This is a genomic window from Chryseobacterium sp. (assembly GCF_029240215.1).
Classification (GTDB): Bacteria; Bacteroidota; Bacteroidia; order Flavobacteriales; family Weeksellaceae; genus Chryseobacterium.
This window is the reverse complement of the sequence record NZ_JARBTK010000001.1, coordinates 611,157-634,376: the sequence shown is the minus strand read 5'-3', so window position 1 is coordinate 634,376 and position 23,220 is coordinate 611,157. Positions and strand designations below refer to the sequence as shown.

At 34.3% G+C, this 23,220-nt stretch carries 23 protein-coding genes; 12 read left to right on the top strand and 11 right to left on the bottom strand.

Annotation, left to right across the window (positions count from 1 at the left end; translation table 11 throughout):
- The first annotated feature begins 88 nt into the window (after window positions 1–88).
- From kbl to gldG, 4 genes are all read left to right on the top strand, one after another.
- On the top strand, window positions 89–1,285 hold the full coding sequence (gene kbl / locus K0R77_RS02860; RefSeq protein WP_300347209.1) for a glycine C-acetyltransferase: 1,197 nt from the start codon (window positions 89–91) through the stop codon (window positions 1,283–1,285).
- Window positions 1,286–1,626: 341 nt separating this feature from the next.
- Window positions 1,627–2,181 (top strand): CopD family protein, encoded by a 555-nt coding sequence (locus tag K0R77_RS02855; protein ID WP_300347203.1) that lies wholly within the window; start codon window positions 1,627–1,629, stop codon window positions 2,179–2,181.
- A gap of 76 nt (window positions 2,182–2,257) precedes the next feature.
- Window positions 2,258–2,986 (top strand): ABC transporter permease, encoded by a 729-nt coding sequence (locus K0R77_RS02850; RefSeq protein WP_300347201.1) that lies wholly within the window; start codon window positions 2,258–2,260, stop codon window positions 2,984–2,986.
- Window positions 2,987–2,990: 4 nt separating this feature from the next.
- Window positions 2,991–4,658: a gliding motility-associated ABC transporter substrate-binding protein GldG gene (gene gldG / locus K0R77_RS02845; protein ID WP_300347194.1), complete on the top strand. Its 1,668-nt coding sequence runs from the start codon at window positions 2,991–2,993 to the stop codon at window positions 4,656–4,658.
- A 49-nt stretch (window positions 4,659–4,707) separates the two neighbouring features.
- On the opposite strand, the gene K0R77_RS02840 is transcribed toward gldG, so the two are convergent.
- The 3 genes from K0R77_RS02840 to K0R77_RS02830 all read right to left on the bottom strand — a co-directional run bounded on the left by K0R77_RS02840 (window position 4,708) and on the right by K0R77_RS02830 (window position 8,131).
- The gene (locus tag K0R77_RS02840; RefSeq protein ID WP_300347191.1) at window positions 4,708–6,375 is read right to left on the bottom strand and encodes a serine hydrolase; all 1,668 of its coding nucleotides are present in this window, start codon (window positions 6,373–6,375) and stop codon (window positions 4,708–4,710) included.
- A 75-nt stretch (window positions 6,376–6,450) separates the two neighbouring features.
- The gene (locus K0R77_RS02835; RefSeq protein ID WP_300347181.1) at window positions 6,451–7,260 is read right to left on the bottom strand and encodes an AraC family transcriptional regulator; all 810 of its coding nucleotides are present in this window, start codon (window positions 7,258–7,260) and stop codon (window positions 6,451–6,453) included.
- Between the two features lie 16 nt (window positions 7,261–7,276).
- Window positions 7,277–8,131 (bottom strand): TraB/GumN family protein, encoded by an 855-nt coding sequence (locus K0R77_RS02830; protein ID WP_300347167.1) that lies wholly within the window; start codon window positions 8,129–8,131, stop codon window positions 7,277–7,279.
- A 294-nt stretch (window positions 8,132–8,425) separates the two neighbouring features.
- Here K0R77_RS02830 and K0R77_RS02825 point away from each other — a divergent pair, with 294 nt between their 5' ends.
- Window positions 8,426–9,103 carry a YceI family protein gene (locus K0R77_RS02825; protein ID WP_300347155.1) on the top strand — a complete coding sequence of 226 codons (678 nt, stop codon included), beginning with the start codon at window positions 8,426–8,428 and terminating at the stop codon, window positions 9,101–9,103.
- A gap of 78 nt (window positions 9,104–9,181) precedes the next feature.
- Here the strand turns inward: K0R77_RS02825 and K0R77_RS02820 are convergent, their stop codons facing one another.
- From K0R77_RS02820 to K0R77_RS02795, 6 genes are all read right to left on the bottom strand, one after another.
- Window positions 9,182–10,348: an NAD(P)/FAD-dependent oxidoreductase gene (locus K0R77_RS02820; protein WP_300347144.1), complete on the bottom strand. Its 1,167-nt coding sequence runs from the start codon at window positions 10,346–10,348 to the stop codon at window positions 9,182–9,184.
- Between the two features lie 28 nt (window positions 10,349–10,376).
- Window positions 10,377–11,135 (bottom strand): AraC family transcriptional regulator, encoded by a 759-nt coding sequence (locus tag K0R77_RS02815; RefSeq protein ID WP_300347130.1) that lies wholly within the window; start codon window positions 11,133–11,135, stop codon window positions 10,377–10,379.
- A gap of 97 nt (window positions 11,136–11,232) precedes the next feature.
- Window positions 11,233–11,970, bottom strand: a complete 738-nt coding sequence (locus K0R77_RS02810) for an SDR family oxidoreductase (RefSeq protein ID WP_300347121.1) — start codon at window positions 11,968–11,970, stop codon at window positions 11,233–11,235.
- Window positions 11,971–12,166: 196 nt separating this feature from the next.
- Complete coding sequence (locus tag K0R77_RS02805) at window positions 12,167–12,742, bottom strand: Crp/Fnr family transcriptional regulator (RefSeq protein ID WP_300347116.1); 576 nt, start codon at window positions 12,740–12,742, stop codon at window positions 12,167–12,169.
- 59 nt (window positions 12,743–12,801) lie between these two features.
- A complete protein-coding gene (locus K0R77_RS02800; protein WP_300347112.1) occupies window positions 12,802–13,077 on the bottom strand; it encodes a zinc ribbon domain-containing protein in 276 nt (91 codons plus the stop codon).
- A 32-nt stretch (window positions 13,078–13,109) separates the two neighbouring features.
- Entirely contained in the window at window positions 13,110–13,538 is a 429-nt protein-coding gene (locus K0R77_RS02795; RefSeq protein WP_300347109.1) for a DUF4268 domain-containing protein, read from the bottom strand.
- A 141-nt stretch (window positions 13,539–13,679) separates the two neighbouring features.
- On the opposite strand from K0R77_RS02795, the gene K0R77_RS02790 reads away from it, so the two are divergent.
- The 6 genes from K0R77_RS02790 (at window position 13,680) to K0R77_RS02765 (ending at window position 18,372) form a co-directional block, all read left to right on the top strand.
- The gene (locus K0R77_RS02790) at window positions 13,680–14,087 is read left to right on the top strand and encodes an Rrf2 family transcriptional regulator (protein ID WP_300347107.1); all 408 of its coding nucleotides are present in this window, start codon (window positions 13,680–13,682) and stop codon (window positions 14,085–14,087) included.
- A gap of 89 nt (window positions 14,088–14,176) precedes the next feature.
- The gene (locus K0R77_RS02785) at window positions 14,177–14,869 is read left to right on the top strand and encodes a phosphoadenylyl-sulfate reductase (RefSeq protein WP_300347104.1); all 693 of its coding nucleotides are present in this window, start codon (window positions 14,177–14,179) and stop codon (window positions 14,867–14,869) included.
- A gap of 22 nt (window positions 14,870–14,891) precedes the next feature.
- On the top strand, window positions 14,892–15,800 hold the full coding sequence (gene cysD, locus K0R77_RS02780) for a sulfate adenylyltransferase subunit CysD (RefSeq protein ID WP_300347102.1): 909 nt from the start codon (window positions 14,892–14,894) through the stop codon (window positions 15,798–15,800).
- A 63-nt stretch (window positions 15,801–15,863) separates the two neighbouring features.
- Window positions 15,864–17,105, top strand: coding sequence for a GTP-binding protein (locus K0R77_RS02775; protein WP_300347099.1), 1,242 nt, complete (start codon window positions 15,864–15,866; stop codon window positions 17,103–17,105).
- Window positions 17,106–17,145: 40 nt separating this feature from the next.
- Window positions 17,146–17,991: a sulfite exporter TauE/SafE family protein gene (locus K0R77_RS02770; protein WP_300347097.1), complete on the top strand. Its 846-nt coding sequence runs from the start codon at window positions 17,146–17,148 to the stop codon at window positions 17,989–17,991.
- A 90-nt stretch (window positions 17,992–18,081) separates the two neighbouring features.
- Window positions 18,082–18,372, top strand: coding sequence for a putative quinol monooxygenase (locus tag K0R77_RS02765; protein WP_300347095.1), 291 nt, complete (start codon window positions 18,082–18,084; stop codon window positions 18,370–18,372).
- Between the two features lie 160 nt (window positions 18,373–18,532).
- Here K0R77_RS02765 and K0R77_RS02760 read toward each other — a convergent pair whose 3' ends face one another.
- Together K0R77_RS02760 and K0R77_RS02755 are read right to left on the bottom strand one after the other, a co-directional pair.
- Window positions 18,533–19,810: a T9SS type A sorting domain-containing protein gene (locus K0R77_RS02760; RefSeq protein WP_300347093.1), complete on the bottom strand. Its 1,278-nt coding sequence runs from the start codon at window positions 19,808–19,810 to the stop codon at window positions 18,533–18,535.
- A 198-nt stretch (window positions 19,811–20,008) separates the two neighbouring features.
- Window positions 20,009–20,815, bottom strand: coding sequence for a T9SS type A sorting domain-containing protein (locus K0R77_RS02755; protein WP_300347091.1), 807 nt, complete (start codon window positions 20,813–20,815; stop codon window positions 20,009–20,011).
- 258 nt (window positions 20,816–21,073) lie between these two features.
- Here K0R77_RS02755 and K0R77_RS02750 point away from each other — a divergent pair, with 258 nt between their 5' ends.
- On the top strand, window positions 21,074–23,209 hold the full coding sequence (locus K0R77_RS02750; protein ID WP_300347088.1) for a TonB-dependent siderophore receptor: 2,136 nt from the start codon (window positions 21,074–21,076) through the stop codon (window positions 23,207–23,209).
- The last annotated feature ends 11 nt before the right edge of the window (window positions 23,210–23,220 follow it).

Below are 23,220 nucleotides of genomic sequence, written 5' to 3'. Positions count from 1 at the left end.
ATCAACATCAAAATTTAGAATAAAAAACAGGAAAAGCTAATAGTTTAAAGCCTTTTTGTTAAATTAGCAGACCTAAAATATTATTATAATGATCTCTGAAAAGTATCTTGAAAATCTACAGAACGAACTTAAAAATATCGAAAACGATGGTCTTTTTAAAAAAGAAAGAATCATCACATCCCAGCAAAGTGCTGAAATTGAAGCCAACGGAAAAAAACTTTTAAATTTCTGTGCCAATAATTATCTGGGACTTTCAAACCATCCGGAAGTGATGAAAGCTTCTCAGGATATGATAGAATCTCATGGTTATGGGATGTCTTCGGTACGTTTTATCTGCGGAACTCAGGATATTCACAAGCAGTTGGAAGAGAAAATTGCTCAGTTTTTAGGTCTTGAAGACACGATTTTGTATGCAGCTTGTTTCGATGCAAATGGTGGTGTTTTCGAACCGTTATTTACAGAAGAAGATGCGATAATTTCTGATGAATTGAATCATGCTTCAATCATTGATGGTGTGCGTCTTTGTAAAGCGGCAAGATACCGTTACAAAAACAATAATATGGCAGATCTTGAAGCGCAGTTGATTGCCGCTTCAGAAAAAAATCATAGGTTTAAAATCATTGTTACAGACGGAGTTTTCTCAATGGATGGAATTGTTGCTGATTTGAAAGGTGTTTGTGATTTAGCCGACAAATACAATGCTTTGGTCATGGTTGATGATTCCCATGCAACCGGATTTATCGGTAAAACTGGTCGTGGAACTCATGAAGCCAACGAAGTGATGGGTAGAGTAGACATCATTACTTCTACGCTAGGAAAAGCTTTGGGAGGTGCTTTAGGCGGATTTACTTCCGGTAAAAAAGAAATCATCGATATGCTGAGACAGCGTTCTCGTCCATATTTATTCTCAAATTCTCTGGCTCCCGGAATTGTAGGTGCTGCTTTGAAAGTTTTAGATATGATTTCGGACGATACTTCATTGAGAGATCAGGTAATGGAAAATGCAGAATATTTCAGAAAAGAAATGAAGTCTAAAGGTTTTGATATTCCTGAAGGGGATGCTGCGATTGTTCCAGTCATGTTGTACGATGCAAAATTGGCCCAGAAAATGGCTGAAAAATTGATGGATGAAGGAATTTATGTGATAGGATTCTTCTATCCGGTTGTGCCGAAAGAAAAAGCGAGAATCAGAGTGCAGCTTTCTGCATCTCACACAAGAGAACATTTGGATAAAGCGATTGTTGCTTTTGAAAAAGTTGGAAAAGAATTAGGAGTAATTTCATAAAATTAAAAAACATCCATTCTACAATTGTAGAACGAAAACAGGATTTCTATATTTACAGAAATTCTGTTTTTTTATGATGGAAACGGTAAATTAAAGTACGTAAAGAAATATGTTGATGGTAAAAAGGTTCACAGTATTTCTTTCAGTCAATAGAAACGGGCTTTAGCAGATTTAAATTTTCAAATATTTCATATTGGTCTTAGTTGAAATTTAATTTAGAGACTATTATAATCATTATTTCGTAAATAAAATTGATTAAAAGTATCAAGACGGTAGATTGACGCACTATTTTCCCTTCACTTCATCAACAAAATCATTATCTTTGCACACAAATTTTTACGATGCTATATACCATCATCAAGGCGTTGCATATTATTTTTATGGTCAGTTATTTTGCGGGAATATTTTATCTCGTGAGAATTTTTGTGTACTATAAAGATACTGATGAGTTTTCTGATGAAAAAAGGAAAATACTTCGAGAGCAATACATCTTTATGGCTCGCCGATTATGGAATATCATTACCGTTCCTGCAGGAATTATCATGGCGGTTTGCGGACTGATTTTGATTTTTCTGAACACAGGATTGATGAAAACATCATGGTTTCATTTAAAATTAACATTCCTCATCGGATTAGCAATTTATCATTATTGGTGCTGGAAAAAGGTAAACCAACTTGCAAAACTTAACGGAAATACTTTAGAAACTGCCAATATAAAACTTAGACAGGCAAATGAAATTGCTACCTTTATTTTATTTCTGGTCGTGTTTACAGTAATTTTAAAATCTTCGATCATTGAGTATTGGTGGCAATTAATCACCGGATTTTTCGTTCTGGTATTTTTAATCATGATGACGGTGAAATTGGTGAATAAGAATAAAAAAAGTAAAAAGTAAAAAGAGACAAGTAAAAAGTCCGAGAATATTTACTTCTAACTTCAAAAAATTAAGTTTAAACTTCTAACTAAAAAACATGATTGCAATTTTTAAAAAAGAGCTTTGGAGTTATTTCGGGAACTGGAGTGCATGGGTGATCATTGCTGCTTTCAGTCTGATAACGACATTGTTTTTGTTTTTTTTCGAAAATGAGTCTAATATTTTCGACATCGGGCTGGCTTCTTTACAGAGCTATTTCGTTTTGGTGCCATGGCTTCTGATGTTCATTATTCCTGCATTATCGATGAAAACTTTTGCGGAAGAACAACAAACAGGAACATTAAATTGGTTGTTTTCTCAACCATTGAAAGTTTCAGAATTGGTTTTTGGTAAATTTCTTTCGGTTTGGGTAGTCGGAATTTTATGTCTGATTCCTTCCTTGATTTATCTCTACACCGTTTATGTTTTAGGTGTTCCGGAAGGAAATGTTGATTTAGGAATGACTTTCGGAAGTTATTTCGGATTAATTATCCTAATCGCAGCATTCGCCGGAGTAGGTATTTTGGCTTCATCGCTTTCTCAGAATCAAATCATGGCTTATCTGTTGGGTGTTTTCATGTGTTTCATCATGTATTTCGGGATTGAGCAGTTAGCGAGTTACAAATTGTTGGGTGGAGCAGATTTTATCCTTCAAAATATCGGTTTTTATCAGCATTTTTTAGGCTTTACAAGAGGTCTGATTGATTTTAAAGACGTCGCTTATTTTGTATTTGTCATCGGTCTTACGTTAGCATTGTCCAATCATTTTATCACTAAAAAGAAGTAAAAATATGAAGAAGATATCCTTAAAATCTCCATTCGGAATTTTACTGTTTGTAATTTTACCTTTAAGCATCATTTTGATGTTTTCAGGAATTCGGTTGGATTTGACCAAAGAAAAAAGATACACACTTTCAGAAAGTACGATCAAAGTTTTAGAATCGATCAAAAAACCTGTCACAATTGATGTTTATCTTGAAGGAGATTTTCCCGCAAGCTTTAAACAATTGCAAAGCGAGACAAGATTTATGCTTGAGGAATTCAGAAAAGTAAATCCTAAAATCGATTTTAAATTCATTGATCCCATCAAAACAAAAATGTCTCAGGATACTTTGATGGCAATGGGAATGCAGCCATCTATTCTCCCTGATATTAAAGACGGAAAAGTGTCTCAGATTACACTGTTTCCTTATGCGGTGGTAAAACATGGCCAGAATGGAGCTTCTATTCCGTTGGTAGTGCAACAGGCAAACATCAATGCGGATGAACAACTGAGAAAATCAATTGAAAATTTAGAATATAATTTAGTTTCAAATATTAAAGCAGTTTCAACCAACAAGAGAAAAAAAGTTGGAGTTTTGGTCAACCAGGACGAGTTGAGACCTGAAGAATTTCAGGGTTTTATGAACCTGGCTTTGGAAAGTTATGATGCAGGTCCGATAATTCCTAAAAATAATGTCGAACTGACTTTGGCAGATTTACCATTATTAAAGCAAATGAGTGCTTTGGTTATCGCAAAACCCAGAAAAGCATTTACAGACGGTGAAAAAATTATTTTGGATCAATACATCATGAATGGCGGAAAAACACTTTGGATGATTGATGCCGTGAATGCCGAAATGGATACTTTGACAAGATCTAAAAAAGTAATGCCTTTTCCTGTTGATATCAATATGACCGATTTCTTTTTTAATTATGGCTTGAGAATCAATCCGGCATTGGTAAAGGATGTGAAGAAATTTGCTTTGCTGAAACTGGTGACTGGTGAAGTAGGAGGGAATCCTCAATACACAAGTCTTCCTTGGCCATATTTTCCGTTGGGAATTGCTGAAAACAATAATCCGATTACTAAAAATATCAATCCGGTAAAATTTGAATTTCCTACTTCGATCGATACTTTGGGCGGAAAGAAATTTAAAACAAACGTTCTTTTTGAATCAAGCGAAAGAACTTTATTAAAGCAGGTTCCGAATTATGTACAGCTTGATGAAATTGCCAGCGTCGACAGTCTCGGACAAATGGAAAAACCAAGTACACCGAAGATTTTTGCAGTTGCTTTAGAAGGAAAATTCTCTTCAGCTTATGCATCAAGAATCGAAAGACAATCTTATCCCGGATTTAAAGCAACAAGTCCGGAAAATAAAATGATCGTTATCGCAGATGGTGATGTTGGTAGAAATAAAACCCATAAAGGTGAACCTTTACCTCTTGGTGTAGATCGTTTGACCGATGAACAGTTTGGTAACGAACAGTTCCTTAGAAATGCTTTAGATTACCTTCTTGACGATAGTAATCTGATAGAATTAAGGAATAGAAATATTGAAGAACGTCTTCTCGACCGTCACAGAATCAGCGAAGAGAAAACAAACTGGCAATGGTTTAATTTATTACTTCCTTTAGCGATTATCGGGCTTTTAGGAGGTTTGTTCTTCTGGTTAAGAAAAAAGAAATTTGGATAGAAATAGAAAAAGAGAAACCTTGGTTTCTCTTTTTTATTTGAAGTCATTTTTATTTCAAAATTGCAGGTAAAATAAACTCCTTCACAATCTTCTCTGCTTGCGGATGTCCGTAAGGTTTGTTATAAGCTTTTGAAGTAATAATAATGACAATCGGAAGATTCTTGAAGATGATAAACTCATTGCCTCCATTTCCTGCGCAATAATAGGTTTCATAATGCTTTCCTTTGTATTCAACTGATTTATTCCAAAACAGATAACTGTAAAATTCGTTTTCTCTTTCAGGAATTTGAATCTGATGAGTGAAAGTTTTTTGTACCCATTCTTTAGATATTATTTGATTTCCGTTCCAGGCACCATTATTTTTATAAAGTTGGGCATATTTTGCATAATCCAAAGATCTCATCTGCAAGCTTCCTGCTGTATTTGCCACATTTTGCGGAGTATATTGCCATTGGTATTTTGTAATGTTGAGAGGTTTGAAAAGCTTTTCGTCAGCGTATTTTTCCAGTCCGCCAGGAACTTTTTTATCAAGAATATCGCCTAAAAGTATTGTGCCTGCCGTGAAATAATCCCATTTTCCACCGTTTGTTTTTGATTGATCCATTGGAAGATCAAGTGCGAACTTCACCCAATTATCAGTAGGGTACATATTTTCTTCATTGCCAGGAGATTCACTGTTTGCATCAGAACCATTGAAAGCAGAACTCATTGTTAGGAGATCTTTTAGGTTTATCTGATCTTTTTTGACATCATAATTTTCAAATGATTTCAGGTTATAAAACCGATCTAAAGTCTGATTTTCATCTTTAATATAACCGTCTTTAATGGCAATTCCCATTAAGGTTGAAACGAATGATTTTCCTGCAGAACGGGGATCGTGCAACGTGTTTCTGTCGGCTCCGTTAAAATATTCCTCAAGCAAAAGTTGACCTTTGTGGATGACAACAATACTCGTAATTTCTTTCAGGTTATAAGTCGCAATTTCACCGTTAAGTGCTTCAATTTTCTTTTTATCGAATTTAAAATCTGAAATTTCCCAACCGCTATTTGGCTGAGTTGGTTGTATTGCAACTTCTTTGGCTGTTGCTTTGGGAGTTTTTACAACAAGTTCGGTTTGACCTGCCGCAATTAAATTTCCAACAATCGCCTCAGCTTTTTCATTGATTTTAAGGTAAGGTCTGATCTCGATCTTGAGTTGATGTTTGCCTTCTTTCAATGCTTTTTCACCACCATTCATTTGAAATCTTTCCCATAGATGCAATGCCCAGAGATTTTCACCTTTAGAACTTGTCAGTGGGATTCTGAAAGTCGTTACTGTATTTTTTAGTTCATTGGCATTACCAATCCAACATCCGGGATTGAGATTTTCTTTATAAATGAATTGACCATCAACATAAAATGTGAACTGCATATTTCCTTTTTCGAGTAATTGTTCTGCTGAAAGATCCGGAGACAACCGATGAAGATAATTGGTAATCGAATTATCCATAAAAACACGGATGTTTAGATCAGACTTATAGGTCAATGGAAATGACTTCAGAAAATCAGATTCTTTATATTGATCGAGCGGAATATTACCATTCATAAAGGTTACTTTACCAACATTGGTTTTGTGTAAAGCTGTAATGATGCCGTCGGTTTTTACCAGATCTTTCGATTGCCCAGAAACTGTAAGACACAACAGGTTTAATAAAATGATAATCAAAATCCTTTTCATAATTAAAATATTTTAATGCAAAACTATACTAAAAGTCCGCTTTGAAAATAGAACAGGATTAACATTCAAAGAATATTAGCCGAAAAGGATCTTTCTGTATTGTGAAGGTGTAATGCCGTTGATTTCTTTGAAACATCTCGTAAAATGACTCTGGTCTGAAAAACCGCATTCAAGAGCAATGGCTGTTAAATCTAATTTTTTTTGAGAGATAAGCTGTAAAGATCTTTGAACCTTTATTTTCCTGATATATTCTCCCAAACCGGAATTGAAGTATTTTGAAAAATCTCTCGATAAATGAACCGGATGAATATGTAATGTTTTTGATAAATAATCTAAGCTCAGATGATCCGAGAATTGGTCATTAAGAATCAAATGTAATTCTGAAACCCAGGTTGGCTTTTTATTGGATTCGGTTTTGCGATTCCGAAGCATTTTTGAGAGTGTTTCCAATAACAAAGTTTGAATGGAAATCATAGTAGAAATGTCATCTGCTTTTGTTTCCCGGAAAATTTTATACATTAAAAATTTCAGATCGGGATCAGCAAGATTGATACTTCCTTGAATGTCTGTAGCTTTAAAATCAAGATCATTAAACCATTCCTCTTCAATCTCGATGTGAAAACCTCTGGTGAATCCTTCAGGTTTGATATTATAATGGGGTTCCTGCCAATTGTGGAATAACAGATCGCCTGCAGAACAGTTGTAGATCTCTTTTTTATTTCCTTCGATCACATTTCCTTCAAGAATAAATGTAAAATAAGCATTTTCGTGATAATGCCAATCTACTTTATCGTGGGTATAAACAGTATCGGTCAAGGTAATTCCTTCAAGATTGATGGTCGTGTTGGTTTGTCCGTAGAATTCTCCTTTTTGCGACTGTTTCATTATAACATCTTTTAAATTATTCCTCCAAATTATATATCGGCTCAACTTTATAACCAGCCAGTTTCAACTTAGAAATCAATCCGCATTTTCCTGTGAGATGCGCATATCCTACTGCAATAAAACTGTTTTTCTCTGCAATATTCTTTTCGATAATAGGCAACCAGACCGCACTTCTGGAACTGATCATCAGACTTTCTGCACATTCAGAATCAAGTTGGTAATCTAAATTCTGCTTTTTGTAAGATTCAGCCATACGACAGTGAATGTCAGTATCACGCTTCATTTTAATATTGTCGAGCCAGAGATTAATATGTTTTTTTATATCCTTCCAGTCTGTGCGATCTTGCTGATTGATGTAAGAAGTCATGAGGTCGTTGCTTTCTAAACCTACCAATTCAACAGAATTTTGCTTTGCCGTTTTAATCAGGTAATTATCAAAACTTTTAAAAGTATCGCTGTTTTTTACTGTTCCACATTGTGTTTCCAGATAGGTCTGCTGAAGCTTTAAAAGTAATTCGGGAGGTGATAATTTAGAAATTGGAACAGTCCATTTTTGTGCAATTTCTTCTAAAAATTTCAGATGATTTTTATCTAATTTCTGTTTATAAGTAAAATTTTCTTCTCTGGCGTTTAAGTATTTTGCAAGATTTTCTCCCGTATCTATATTTTCAAATATGGCAACTTTAGAAGATTTGAGCGATCTTATTAAGGTTTTAAGCGAATCTATATAAGAATTTCCCATCTGATGATAAGTTCCTAAAAGGTATGAAACGTTTGGATTGCCTTCTTTCTTTATTGTCCAGAGTATGGTGTTCTGAGCAAATGAGAGATTTAATGATAAAATAAGAAATAGTAAAAATATTTTTTTCATTGCAGTTTTTATTTTAAATAAATGGTAGCAAAAACCGTTTTGGAATACGTTCAAATATAGTAAAATGTTCATAAACTCACTCTATAAAGAAAAATACATACTGCAAAAAAAGTAAACAAAAATTGGAACTAACAATGAAATCAGGAAAATTTATATTTTTTTGTTTTCTTATCCTATGTTAATAAGTTAAATCATAAATTTTTCCGAGGTTTGCAGTGTTGAAATAATAAAACAGTGTTTTTGCTGTTTATAAAAGCAATACTTAATCAATATTAATATTAAATATTTAAAAAAATGAAGAAAATCAGTGTAATCGCTTTAGCAGGTATGGGTCTTTTACTTGCATCTTGTGGAGATAAAAAAACAGAAGCTGCAACTGCAGGCCAAGAGCAATCTGTAGCTGAAAAGCAGGGAGCTGTATTTACAGTAGATACTGCAGCATCTAAAGTAAACTGGAAAGCGTTCCACAAAGGAGGTTTTGCTCCACGTTGGGGAACTCTTGCTGTATCAACAGGAGAATTGTCTGTAGCTGAAAACCAATTGACTTCAGGAGAATTTGTAATCGATATGAAATCTATTAAGGTAGATCCTGCTTCAGTAACTGAAAAAGATAAAAAATACACAGATCTTGAAGGACATTTGAAGAATCAGGATTTCTTTAATGTAGAAAAATTCCCGACTGCTGATTTTAAAATCACTAAAGTGGAAGATCTTGCTGCAGGTGCTCAAAATGCTGTAGAAGGTGCCAATAAAACAGTGAGCGGAAACCTTACTTTATTAGGTAAAACGATGAATGTTACTTTCCCTGCAAAAGTTGACATCGTAGACAAATCAGCAACTGTAAAAGCTCAGTTCACTGTGAATCGTGCTGATTGGGGAATCAAATTCGGAACTGACGAAACTGATCCTGCAGAATGGATGATCAGCAAAGATATCGAGATCGGTATCGATGTGAAAGCTACTCAAAAATAATTTTTGCTCAAAATATTTGAAAAGACATCTGTATTTTTGCGGATGTCTTTTTTTATTTACATCGTAAAAGTTTTAAATTTAATGATCAGTACTATTAAAAAATTCCAGCATTGTGTTTAATGAATCAGCAGAATGCATTTTCTCACCATTTTCAAGCGAGTCCTTCGCTGCAATTGCTGCTCTCTTACGCATCTTCGATTCATAATTTAAAATAGCTTCCTCTAAAGAACCATATTCCTCCGAAGTCAGAGTTTCACTTAGTTCCAGAGCATCAAGCATCGCCATGTTTGCACCTTCTCCGGCAAATGGCGGCATTACATGAGCTGCGTCACCGATGATGGTCAAGTTAGGAAGAGTTTTCCATGTTTGATCGAAAGGCGTACAGTAAATCGGACGAGGAATAAATGGAGTAGCTGCTTTTTCAAATAATTCATCCCAGATATTGCTCCATTCCGAATATTCTTTTTTAAACCAATTTAGAACCTCTGTGCGATCTGAGAAATCAATTCCGCTTTCTTTTGCCCAATTTTGATTGGTTTTAAAACTGACATAAAATCCAAGATCGCCACCGCCTTTCTGTCCCATCAGAATATTTTTTTCGTTTCCAAAAGCCATGATTTTTCCTCCGTTGATCAATGAATGTATTTGCGGAACTGCTTTTTCGGAATTATAAACATTACCTTCCAACATCGTAATTCCAGAATAAAAAGGTTTAGTATCTGTCAGGTAAGAACGGATTTTAGAATTGGCACCATCAGAACCAATGACGAGATCTGCGTAAACCGACAAACCACCTTTGAAATGTAGCAGCCAACCTTCATCTTGTGGTTCCATAGAAATAAAATGACTGTTCCAGACAACAGTTTCGGGATCTAAAGAATTTAATAATATTTTTCTTAATACGCCACGATCGATCTCCGGACGAAAATGTTCGTTTCCAAAATCTTCGTCAATATTGCTTTCGTGATCACTGAAAAAGATTTCTGCCTGATCGTTTAAGATGAGTGTTTTATCTGCACCCGGCATAAAATTATTTTTAAATTCGGTCAGTAAATCAGCTTTAATTAAAGCGGCCAATCCCGATTCTTCATGCATATCGAGAGGTGCACCTTGCACTCGTGCATCTTTGTTGATGTCTCTTTCGTAAACTTTTACATCGGCTCCTTTAAGCTGTAAAAGTCTGGCTAAAGTCAGTCCACCGGGACCTCCGCCGATAATTGCGATTTTTTTATTGTTGATTTGCATATTCTTTATCGTTTTGAATGATGCAAATTTATTCTGTCCTGAAAGAGGATAATAGTATAAATCGGTCGTTTTTATTTTTAAATAATTCTTTAGGTACCGCTCCGGAAAACTTTTTTATTTCTTTGATAAAGTGAGTCTGGTCTGCAAAATTGAGTTCCGGAAAGAGTTTCCCTTTTGCAATATGTTCCAGTGAAGCTCTGAAACGAAGGATGCTGCAAAATGATTTTAACGAAATGCCAAATTGCTGATTAAAATAGCGGTTGATTTGTCGGCTGCTCCAACCCACTTTTTCAGAAAGTTCTTGTACTGAAACAGAACCGTGATTATAGTAAATAAGATCAAACAGCTTCTTTTTGCGGGGATCAATTTGTTTGATGAGAAGAGATTTTATTTTTTCTGATGCCTTTTTGCAAAAATCTTCAAAATTATTGAGATCTTCAGGCTTAAAATTCCAGAAATCATCAGGTAATATTTTTCCTTTATCTACAATATCGGAAATGGCTTCATGAAAAATATATTCTACGGCAAGTAGCTTAAAACTGACCGCAAATCTCAGACTTTTGGCAGGAATAACACCTTCTTCATGCTGCTGCGTTCCCAAACCGAGAAGTACAATTCTGAAAGGTTCATCGTCTGATTGTATTAGAAATAAATCGATGCGTCCGTCAGGTAATCCTATCGTTTCTTTGTAATTTTCCGAATGATTATGCAACACCCAAAAACTCTCTACAAAGTCAGAAATAGACTCGTCTGGTTTGATGTTTTTGTAATAGATGTCGTTGGTCATATTTGATTCTGAAAATGAAATCAAATCTAATGATATTACTGAAAACAAAAAAGAGAAACCCGAAAGTCTCTCTTTAAATATAATCTTAAATTTGTTTCTACCAAGGACTGATTCCTGTTTCGTCCTCAATGTCATTGCTGTAAAATTGTCCTGTCGGTGCGTTTTCGTCTGTCAAAGTATGTTTGATGATAAACGAGGCTGCGCTTTCCACAGAACCGGGACCGCTGTGATGATTAAAATCTGTTGCCGTATAACCGGGATCAATTGCATTGACTTTAAAAGAGAGATCTCTAAGTTCATACGCTAAGACAATTGTGTAAGCATTCAAAGCTGACTTTGAAGGACCGTAAGCTGCAGCTTTTACCTGGTAATATTTCCAGCTCGGATCGCTGTGCAACGTCAATGAACCTAATCCTGAAGTGATATTACTGATTCTTGGGCTGTCAGATTTTTTAAGTAAATCTAAAAAAGCCTGAGTCACATTGATCACTCCGAAGAAATTTGTTTCAAAAACCTCTTTAATATCATCGACTGCAGTTTCTGTTGCAGTTTGAGGATTTACACCAAGAATTCCCGCGTTGTTGATAAGAATATCAAGTTTCCCTTGTTCGTTTTCTACGATGTTTTTTGCTGCCGAGATTGATTCAGGATTGGTAACATCGATTTCAATCGCTTTGATATTTTGAAAGCCTTTTTCGTTTAATTCTTTTACAATCACTTCTCCTTTTGCAAGATCACGACTACCTAAATAAACGAATAATCCTTTTTGTGAAAATTGTTTTGCGGTTTCAAGACCAATACTTCTGTTGGCTCCTGTTATTAATGCTGTTGTCATTTTTTTATTTTAATTGATGGTGTAAAAGTCCGCCAATTTAATAAGATAACATTTGCCAAATGACAAAAAGCGATGATGAGTTGGAAGTTTGATCGGGGAGAATTAGAAGTTTTTGAAATTAATACATTTTGTTTGTTGATAAATTAATAAGCAAATCAATTAAAGTTTCAAATAGGCAAAGCCAGAAATCTGATGTCTAAACCTTACCAATATTTTTCCTGATCCGACTTAGTGAAGATTGCGTAATCCCTAAATAGGAAGCAATATATGAAAGCGGAATGCGGTTGACTACATTAGGGTAAATTTCCAGAAACTTCAGATAACGTGTTTTAGCATCTTCAGAAACAAGCGGACTTCTTCTTTCTACTTTTTGAAGCAATGCTCTTGAAATTATTTTATGAACAATGGCTTCCCAACCAACAATAGTTTGTAGTAATTCTAACCAGTCTTTTCTCTGAAAAACAATCAACTTACAATCAGTAACCGCCTGAACATAAGAGCTGGAGGGAATTTCATTATCAAAACTTTCGAGATCTACGACCAGATTATTTTCTTCAATGAAATATTTTGTGATTTCTTCACCTTTGTTATCGTAATAGCAAACCCGCATAATTCCATCAACGACAAATGCAACTTGTCTTGATATTTTTCCGGCTTCAGAAAAATATTCTTCTTTTGAAAGATTTATTTCTGCTGCTTTACTGGCGATAAAATTAATTTGCTGTTGGTTGAGGTTTCCAAATCGTAGGATAAAATCAAAAAGTTCTTTCATGAGGGCAAGGTAAGAAAAGTTGATTTTTTAGGATTTGTCATTTGGTAAAAAGTGATGAACTACAATTTTCTTTTATTACCACATTTTGGACAAAAAGTTGCCGTTTCTGTTCGATAAGGTTTTCCACAGTTTTCACAATCAGGACCATACATATCAATAAAATGATGCATAATTGCATTAGGATTTGTCTCTTCAAAACCTGTTACATCTTTATAATAACTAAGTAATTTGCTAAAACGTGGAGGTTTCCTCAATTTTTTTGCTTCCTGAAATCCTTCAGATAATAATTTCGAAGCAATTTCTCCTTCTTCAGAATCCAGCATAGGAACATCCATTCTACACCTCCAACAATATCTGATTTTCATATTTAAACATCTTTTATAAAGTCCTCATATTCATAATAAAACCTTTCAAAGCCATCCATTTTCTCTACAAAAAATTCAAAAATTTGCTGCCATGTATTTTTGTTAAGAACAGAAACTCCGTCTTTTTCTACCCAGATTCTGCTGATGACTTTTCCGTTTTCCAAAGTATAAAATTCTTCTTTATGAAAATCACCAATATAATCTTTCAGAATATCTTCAAGCGACCAGATCTTATTATAGTACGCATCTCGATAGATTTCATCTCTCATTTCGATGTCTAAAGAAACTTCTGCCTTTTTGCTTTCAGCATTAAATTTGAACGAAAAATCTTTGACTTTTGTATCGTACAAAATCCATTTTCTGGGAAATGACTTTCCGAATGCCGTCCAAAATTCTTTTTTTAACTGCTGTGCTTCCTGTTTACTGAACATATAAACAAATTTAAGAAATTTGGTGAGATGTTTGGAGACCAAAGACCGAAGTTTTATAATAGAAATTACTTCTGACCCGAACTTCCCACCTTCTAAAATTCAATTTTATACAATTAAAACAATTTTCTTACTTTTGCTGTAATGCTGTCAAAGAAATCTCAATATGCGTTTAAGGCACTTTCATATCTTGTAGAAAAAAGAAATGGAGGTCCTGTTCTTATTTCTGAAATCGCCGAGCACAAAAAAATTCCGTTAAAATTCCTTGAAAATATTTTACTTGAACTTAAAAAAGCAGACATTCTCGACAGTAAAAAAGGAAAAGGCGGCGGATATTTTTTTAAAGAAAACCCTGAAGACGTAAAGCTTGCGAAGATTATTCGTCTCGTAAACGGTCCGATTGCATTGCTTCCTTGTGTAAGTCTCAATTTCTATGAAAAATGTGCAGATTGTAACGAAGATCATTGTAGTCTGCATGATGTTTTGATCGAAGTGAGAGATGCTTCTTTAAAGATTTTGGAAGAAAAAACACTTCTTGACTTAATCGATTAAATAAATTCTAAATTTTGACTTTATAAGTCTACTTATTTGGTAGGATAATTATTTTATCTGATATTTGCATTACTTCAAATGAATAAACTATGATTTCAAAAGAAGATGCAGAGATATTAAAACATCTTTCACCACTTGACGGACTGAAATTTATTTCACAAAAATTGCCGGAAGGAGTTGTATTTTCCACATCGCTTGGTCAGGAAGATCAGGTCATTACCGATATGATTTTTAATAATCATTTGCCTATAAAGGTTTTCACTTTAGATACCGGAAGACTTTTTTATGAGCATTACGATTTACTTTCACAGAACAATTCTCGATATAAAATCAAAACAGAAGTTTATTTTCCCGAAGTTTCTGATGTTGAAAAATATGTGAATGAAAAAGGTATCAACGCTTTTTATCATTCGATAGAAAACAGAAAAGAATGCTGTTTCATCAGAAAAGTAAAACCTCTGAACCGTGCTTTGGAAGGGGCAAAAGTCTGGATCACCGGACTTCGTTCCGAACAATCCGAAAATCGTGAAAATATGCCGATCATTGAATGGGACGAAGACCGAAAGCTTTTTAAATACAATCCTTTAATCGATTGGTCTTATCAGGAAGTTTTAAATTATCTTGAACAAAATAAAGTTCAGGAACTGACTTTACACAAAAAAGGATTCATCAGCGTTGGCTGTCAACCTTGTACAAGAGCGATCGAAGAAGGCGAAAATCCTCGTGCCGGACGTTGGTGGTGGGAAAGTTCACAAAAAGAATGCGGTCTGCATACACATTAATTCAAATTTTTCAGAAATAAAAATGAGTACATATAAACTAGACTATCTGGAACAGCTGGAAGCCGAAAGTATTTATATTATGCGCGAAATTGCAGCGCAGTTTGAGAAACCGGCTTTGCTATTCAGTGGCGGAAAAGATTCGATCACATTGGTACATTTGGCTAAAAAAGCTTTTGCTCCAATGAAAATCCCGTTTCCGCTGGTGCATATCGATACGGGACACAATTTCCCGGAAGCATTGCAGTTCAGAGATTATTATGCTGAAAGTATAGGCGCCGAACTGATTGTAAGAAAAGTTGAAGATACCATTAAAGCTAAAAATTTAACCGAACCCAAAGGAAAATTTGCCTCAAGAAACTGGCTGCAAACCCATACTTTATTAGATACGATTGAAGAATTTCAGTTTGATGCCTGTATTGGTGGTGCGAGAAGAGACGAAGAAAAAGCCAGAGCAAAAGAACGTTTTTTCTCTGTTCGTGACGAGTTCGGACAATGGGATCCGAAATTACAACGTCCGGAATTGTGGAATATCTACAACGGAAGAATTAATAAAGGTGAAAATGTAAGAGTGTTCCCGATTTCGAACTGGACGGAACTTGATGTCTGGAATTATATTAAAAAAGAGAATATTCAGTTGCCATCTATTTATTTTGCTCATGATCGTGACGTGATAGAATATGATGGACAATTAATTGCGGTTTCGGATTTTATTCAGATTGATGAAAATGATAAAATTGTAAATAAGAAAGTACGATACAGAACCGTAGGAGATATGACTTGTACTGCAGCAGTTGAAAGTTCAGCCGAAACTTTGGATGAGGTTGTGACAGAAATTACCGCCTCAAAAATTTCAGAAAGAGGGGAAACCCGAATCGATGATAAAGTGACGGAAGCTGCAATGGAAGACCGAAAAAAAGGAGGGTATTTTTAAGTAATAAGCAGTAAGCTTTCACAACTCATCATTTAACACTCACAACTTATAACTAAAATTAACGTGGACATATTAAGATTTATCACTGCGGGAAGTGTAGACGACGGGAAAAGTACCCTGATCGGAAGACTTCTGTATGACAGTAAAAATATACTGATTGATCAGCTTGAAGCTTTAGAAAAACAGTCAAAAAACAAAAACGAAAATGGTGTTGACCTTGCAATTCTTACCGACGGATTGAGAGCGGAAAGAGAGCAGGGAATTACCATCGACGTTGCTTACCGATATTTTTCGACACCAAAAAGGAAATTTATCATTGCAGATGCTCCGGGACATATTCAATACACCAGAAATATGATTACGGGAGCTTCAAATTCACAACTCATTGTGATTCTGATTGATGCAAGACAGGGCGTGATTGAACAGACCAGAAGGCATTCAATTATTGCTTCATTGCTGAAGATGAAAAATGTTGTGATTGCTATTAATAAAATGGATTTGGTTGATTATTCCGAAGAAATTTATAATGATATTAAAGCTCAATATGAATTGGTAGCACAGAAATTAGGTCTGGAAAACGTCAGTTATTTCCCGATTTCTGCCTTTCATGGAGATAATATTGTGGATAAATCTTCTAAAACCGATTGGTATAAGGGTTCTACACTTTTAGATTTCCTGGAAACTGTGGAAATTGCTGAAAATAAAGATGTTGATCATCCGAGATTTCAGGTTCAGTACGTGATTCGTCCACAAACCGATGAACTGCATGATTACAGAGGTTATGCCGGAGAAGTAATTTCAGGAATTTATAAAAAAGGGGACGAGATTACTATTCTTCCACAAAACATTCAAAGTAAAATTTCAAAAATTGAAACAGGAGGTCAAGAAGTTGATTTTGTCTTTACCAATCAACCTGCAGTTCTGCATATTGAAGATGATATCGACATCAGTCGCGGTGATTTTATAGTTAAAACAGACAGTCATCCCAAAGTTGAAAATGAGTTTGAAGCTATTGTTTGCTGGCTTGATAAAAAAGAACTGATGGAAGGAAATAAATATTTTATTCAGCATAAAAGCAAAACTCTGAAAGCAATTGTCAAAGAAATTGAATATAAAATTGATGTGAATACATTAGAAAAAACGCCCACTGAAGAAAGCATAAAACTGAATGAAGTTGTGAAAGTTCGTATGAAAACTGCTTCACCATTGGTTTTTGACAGTTTTGAAAAAAGTAAATCTACAGGAAATGCAATTCTCATTGATGAAACGAGTAATTCTACAGTAGGTGCGGTAATGATTCTATAGTATGGTAATTACAAGAAAAGTTCAGATAAGATTAAACATTTTGTTAATCACGCTCGCAATATTATTTATTGTGGTTTTTTCGATGTATGAAATGGGCTATCTTGATGAGCTTTTAAATATTTTAGCAAAAGATAATTACATATTTTACTGGATGCTGTTGGTTGGGTTTTTAGCGGAAATCGTTGCCGGATCGATGGGAATGGGATATGGTGTCATTTGTACAACGACACTTTTGTTCCTAAACATTCCTCCGCATATCGTGAGTGCGAGTATTCATTCAGCAGAAAGTTTTACCACAGCTGCAGGAAGCATCAGTCATATTAAACTGAAAAATGTAAGTAAAAGTCTGGTGAAAAAACTGGCAATTCCTGCAGTCATCGGTGCCATTATCGGAGCATTATGTCTCACTTATGTTGGAGAATATTATTCGAAAATTACAAAAACTATTATCGCTTTTTACACTTTATATTTAGGTTTTCAGATCTTATCGAATGCTTTTAAGCCAAAACAGAATAAATCTTTAAAAAAGAAAACAAACTTAACAAGATTAGGATTGATCGGTGGTTTTATCGATTCTTTTGCAGGCGGAGGATGGGGACCTTTAGTTACCGGAACTTTGATTAAGAATAGTTTTACACCACGATTTGCGGTCGGAAGTTCTACGGTTGCCAAATTTATTCTCACGATTACGGCGGCAATTACCTTTATTTTTACATTAGGAATTCAGCACTGGAACATTATTTTAGGACTTTTGATTGGCGGAATTGTAACCGCTCCGTTTTCGGCAATGCTTACAGCAAAACTGCCCGTAAAAAAAATGTTTATTGTGATCGGAATATTAGTAATTGTAATGAGCTCAATAACGATTTATAAATCTGTATTTTAATAAAAAACTTTATCTTTATTAAAGAAATTTTAGGATCTAAACTTAAAATAAGCAGCGAAATTATTTACATTTACACCCTAAAAATAAAGCATGAATTTACACATTGTTGCGCTCTTCAAGTTTAACGAAAGTTATCTGATGGAAGCGGTTGAACTTTTCCAGACATTGGTGAGAGAGACAAGAAAGGAAGAGGGTTGTCTTCAGTATGATTTGATAGAAGATAATGAGCAGAAGGGAACTTTTTTCCTGACGGAACTTTGGGAAAGTGTAGAACACCACAATCATCACAACGGAACAGATCATTTGTTGAATTTCAGAAAAGATGCCTCAAAAATTATGACAAGTAGCATTCAGGTTTATAAGGGATTTAAGGTTTATTAATTTACTCAATAGCTTCAAAAAATGCAAAGGCAGTTTCATCATTTTTGAAACTGCCTTTTAGAAAAAATAGAAAGTATTAATTTTAATTGTGAATAGTAGACAATCGTTAATTTTAAAATTCACCATTGACAGCAGAATGCTGATTTACCATTCACTTCATTTATTTTACAATTAATTTTTTTGTTTCTGTGCTTCCACCATACGTGATTTTTACAATATAGTTTCCTGATTGAAGATGAGATAAGTTTAAATCTTGTTTATAGAAGCCTTCTTGATTGGTCAATTCGGCATTATAAACTTTTTTTCCGGTAAGGTCATATACTTCTACATTTCCTCTGTTACTTGATTTTTCTTTTACATCAAATAATACAGTAACTCTTTTGTCTGCAGTCGTAGGATTTGGATAGATCCCGAAAGATGCTTTTTTACTCACCTCAGTTACATCTAAAACTGAAGTAATGTTTTTATATTTAAAATACATATTACCTGTCGTAGCTCCACCATTTTGTGTGAAATACATTCTGTAATAAGTGCTTCCTTGCTTCACATAATAAACTACATCGCTGTAAACTCCTGTTGTTGGTTTCCAAGTGTGTCCTATTGTTGTAATATTGCTTGAAAATGCTGTTGTTGCAGGTAAAGTTGCGGCTGAAGTTTCCTGAGTTTCAGGCTGTACTTTTGCGATTGTTACGTTTGGACTCTGGATAACTCCTGATAATCTGTACATCATAATATTGGCATAAAATGACCAATATCTTGTGAACATAAGATCCCAGTCTGCTTTTGGAGGTTCAAGATTAGCAACTTTATCACCCGTTGTAAAAGAGAAGTAATTAAAGAATGCATCGTCAGTTCCGTTTGCAATCGTTTTAGTTTGGGTTGCATCCCAAGTAGAAGATGTAGCATTCCATTTAGAATATTTGAAAGTATATCCTCCAAAATAATCCTGAATCATAAATTTGATGTATTCTCCCGTAGATAAATATTTTAAAACAAAAATGACATTTCCTTCAATATGATGATTTCCTGGATTGTAAGATCCCCATCCGTAAGGTGCAGATCCTTGTTCGAAAGCACCGTCCTGAAGTGTCGTTGTTGCATCCGGATTATAAAGCGGTGCGCCCCAGGAAGCAATATTGGCAATATTGATATTGTCCCAGTTGGTTGCTACATTTGAAGCTTCATAAACTTCTATATTTTGAGCATCATTGATTCTTGTTCCGAAACTCATTGATGAATTTCTATAGAACGCAACATCCCAAGTATTTGCAGGTTGTGAAACAATATTATTTGCACTAAAATCAAAAAATACACGATTTTGATAATTTGCTCCTGTCGTTAAATTTACAGAAGTGTATCCGTTTGCATCAGTTTGTGATAAAACAGTCTGTTGAACTGTTAAAGCAAATAAAGAAGCTAAAAGTAGTTTTGTCTTCATAATGGATTTCTTATTTAGAATTATTCTACAAAACTAAGTATTTATTTTTAATCAGTCTAAATAAAAACATGACATTTGTCTTATTTTTATCACTTTTATATTAAATTTAATTAATAATATGTTGATTAATAAATTTTTATAAATAAAAAAGCTGATTACAATTTGTAATCAGCTTTTGAATTATTTTAAATAATTGAATTATTTCTTGATAAATTTAGATTTCACAGCTTTACCTTCTGTAGTTTCAATAAGAATATAATAAACTCCTGTCTGAAGATTAGTGATATCAAAAAGACTGTTGTCAACTTTTCCTGAAGCAACTTTTTGTCCTTCTGCAGAATAAATTTCTAGATTCTTAGGTTGTACTTTACCTACGAATTGGAGTGCTGTGTTTTCTGCGTTGATGGCGAATTTGGTGTTGTCTGTAGCTTTTAAAACATCTGAAGTTCCCAAAACAGAAGTCAGATCATATACGACATCATCAATATCTACAGCTGTGTGAGGTGCAGCAACAGCACTTACTGTTCTGAATACCAAATATGAAGATGATGAACTTGGAACTGCTATAGTGAAATTTTGAAAAGTATCTGTAGTTAGCATTGTCGCAGTTCCCAATCCCACAAATGTAGTCATATCAGTTGGGCTTGAAGCAAGACCAACCTGAATCATAACCGGTGCAGAAGCCGTATTTTTTCTGGCTTTGAAACTGATGCTCTTATTTCCTGTAGGAACTGTAATTTGTGGGGATACCAAATATTGTGGGGTACTCACATTAGCTCCTGAGTAAGATTGAATATATTGATTAGAATTAGCTGTATCGTTAAATACAATCATCATCGGACCAGGATTACCTGTCGGTGTCGGTAAAACTGCAGACCATCCATTCTGAGGAAAAGTAGTGTTTCCCGCAGTAAAAGTGTTGAAGTTCTGATTAATTGTAGCTACTTGAGCTTGTGCAGTAATAGCAGAAAAAGCTAGAGCTGCAAAAAGTAATTTTAATTTCATTTTTTCTATTATTTAATTATGACGCAAAATTAAACATTTGTTTTTAATTGTTCTAAATAAAACAATGATTTTTATTTTGTTTTTTTCATTTTAACCAAAATTGGACTAAAAATTATTACGTAAGAATTTTCCAAATAGAAGTTATCATTATCAGTATTGTGTTATCATCGTGCTCTTGCAAAAAAACATGTGACAAAATTCTAATTATTTTTAATTGTTCTAAATAAAGCACTATATTTGTCGAAAATTTTTGAGTTTATGAAGAAGAAAGTGCTTTCAATCGTGTCATTATCAGCTATTTTTTGGATCAATGCACAGGAAAAAGATTCTCTTAACCAGAAGAAAATAGAAGAGGTTGTTATTACTGGGCAATATATGCAGCAGTCTATTGATAAATCTATTTATAAGGTTGAGGTAATTGATGCACAGCAGATTAAAAATATGGCGGTAACAAACGTTGCAGAAGTTCTTAATCAGAATCTTAATATCTTAATAGAACCAAGCAGAGGTTCGGGAAATTCAAGTGCGAATATCATGGGATTGAGTGGTGAATACACAAAAATCCTGATTGATAATATTCCCGTTGTAAGTGATGAAGGAATGGGAAATTTGGTTGATCTTACCAAAATCAATGTCAACAATATTGAAAGAATTGAAGTAGTAAAAGGATCAATGGGCGTGGAATATGGTAATAATGCCGTAGCTGGAGTTATCAATATTATTACCAAGAAAAATTATGGAAAAAAGTTTACAGCGATTGCTTCTTTACAGGAAGAAACTGTAGGTAAAGATTACGACTGGTTCAAAAAGGGTAATGGTCGTCATTTGCAATCTTTAAACCTTGGCTATAGAATAAACGATAACTGGTCTGTGACAGCAGATATTAATCATAATGATTTTCAGGGATATAAGGGAATTCTGAACGGCTATAAGTATTTCAGCGAAAATAACGACGGAAAACGCGGTTATGAATGGCAGCCCAAAGATATGCTTACAACCAACGGAACCATCAGATATGGTAAAGGGCACACAAGCTTTTTTTATAAGCTAAATTTTCTAACAGAAAAAATAAACTACTACAATCCTTTAGTTGTTGAAGAATATCTTGGCGCTGGAAACAGAACCTATACTTCTGAAGATATAGATTACAATACACAACGCTGGATTCATCAGTTTAATATTCAGACCAAATTGGGAAGAATCAATTACAACGGTGATTTTTCTTATCAGACTCAGGAAAGAAAATCTCAGGATTATCTTTACGATGTTCCAAACAGGAAAGAGATTTCAAGAGAGCCGGAAATTACTTTCTATAAATCTGATGTTCTATACTCAAGAGGGATGTTCAGTAACTTTTTAAATAGTGAAAAAATCAATTTTCAGCTTGGTTACGAATTAGACAGAACCAAAGGCTTTGCCGACGCAACTACTTTTGAAAGCAATAATAATGGAAGAAGCATTGAAAGATTAATCTTCAACTATGCAAATTTCCTTTCCGCAGAATGGAATGTTGTTGATTGGTTTTCATTCCGTCCCGGTGTAAGATTGGCGCTAAGTGATAGATTTGATTCTCAATATAATTATTCTACAACTTTCAGATTCAAAACATCAGAAAAATCAGATATTCGTGCCGTTTTTGGTACTGCCAACAGATTTCCGACCTATGATGAGCTTTATACTTTTGTAGTAGATAACAATCATGATATCAGAGGGAACGAAAGCCTTAAGCCGGAAATAGGGTATTCAGGAAGTATATTCTGGGATTATGCCACAACTTTATCAAACGATTGGAAGTTTAATTTCAGTGCTTCAGGAATGTATCTTGATGTGAAAAACAGAATTGAAGATGTTGTAATTAATAACAGTCCTTTACAAATCACTTTTTTAAATGTTGATAATTACAAATCATTATTATTCGGAGGTGGTATCAATGTAAGAAAAGGAGATTTATCACTCAACGCAGGAGTTTCGGTAATGGGAATTTCACAGTCTTTAAATTCAGGAAATATTTCTTCACCTGATGATTATAATTTCTATACCGAAGCCAATTTGGCAGCTAACTATACCTTACCCTACACTAAAACTTTATTTGCCCTTTATTATAAATATACTGGCGAACAGAGAAAATATACTTTGAAAACCAATGCTCAGGATCCAAAAGATCCGGGACAATATATTTTAGGAGAAATTGGTGACTTTAATATGCTGAATTTCACACTAAGTCAGCCGTTTTTTAAAAATCATTTCGAAGTTAGTTTAGGAATTAAAAATATTTTTGATGTGACGAGCATCAGAAACACTGTGCAGGCTGGAAATAGTCATAACGGACCACAAGACCAACAAAATCTATTCTATGGCAGAAGTTATTTTGCCAGATTAAATTATACTTTTTAAATAAATTGAAA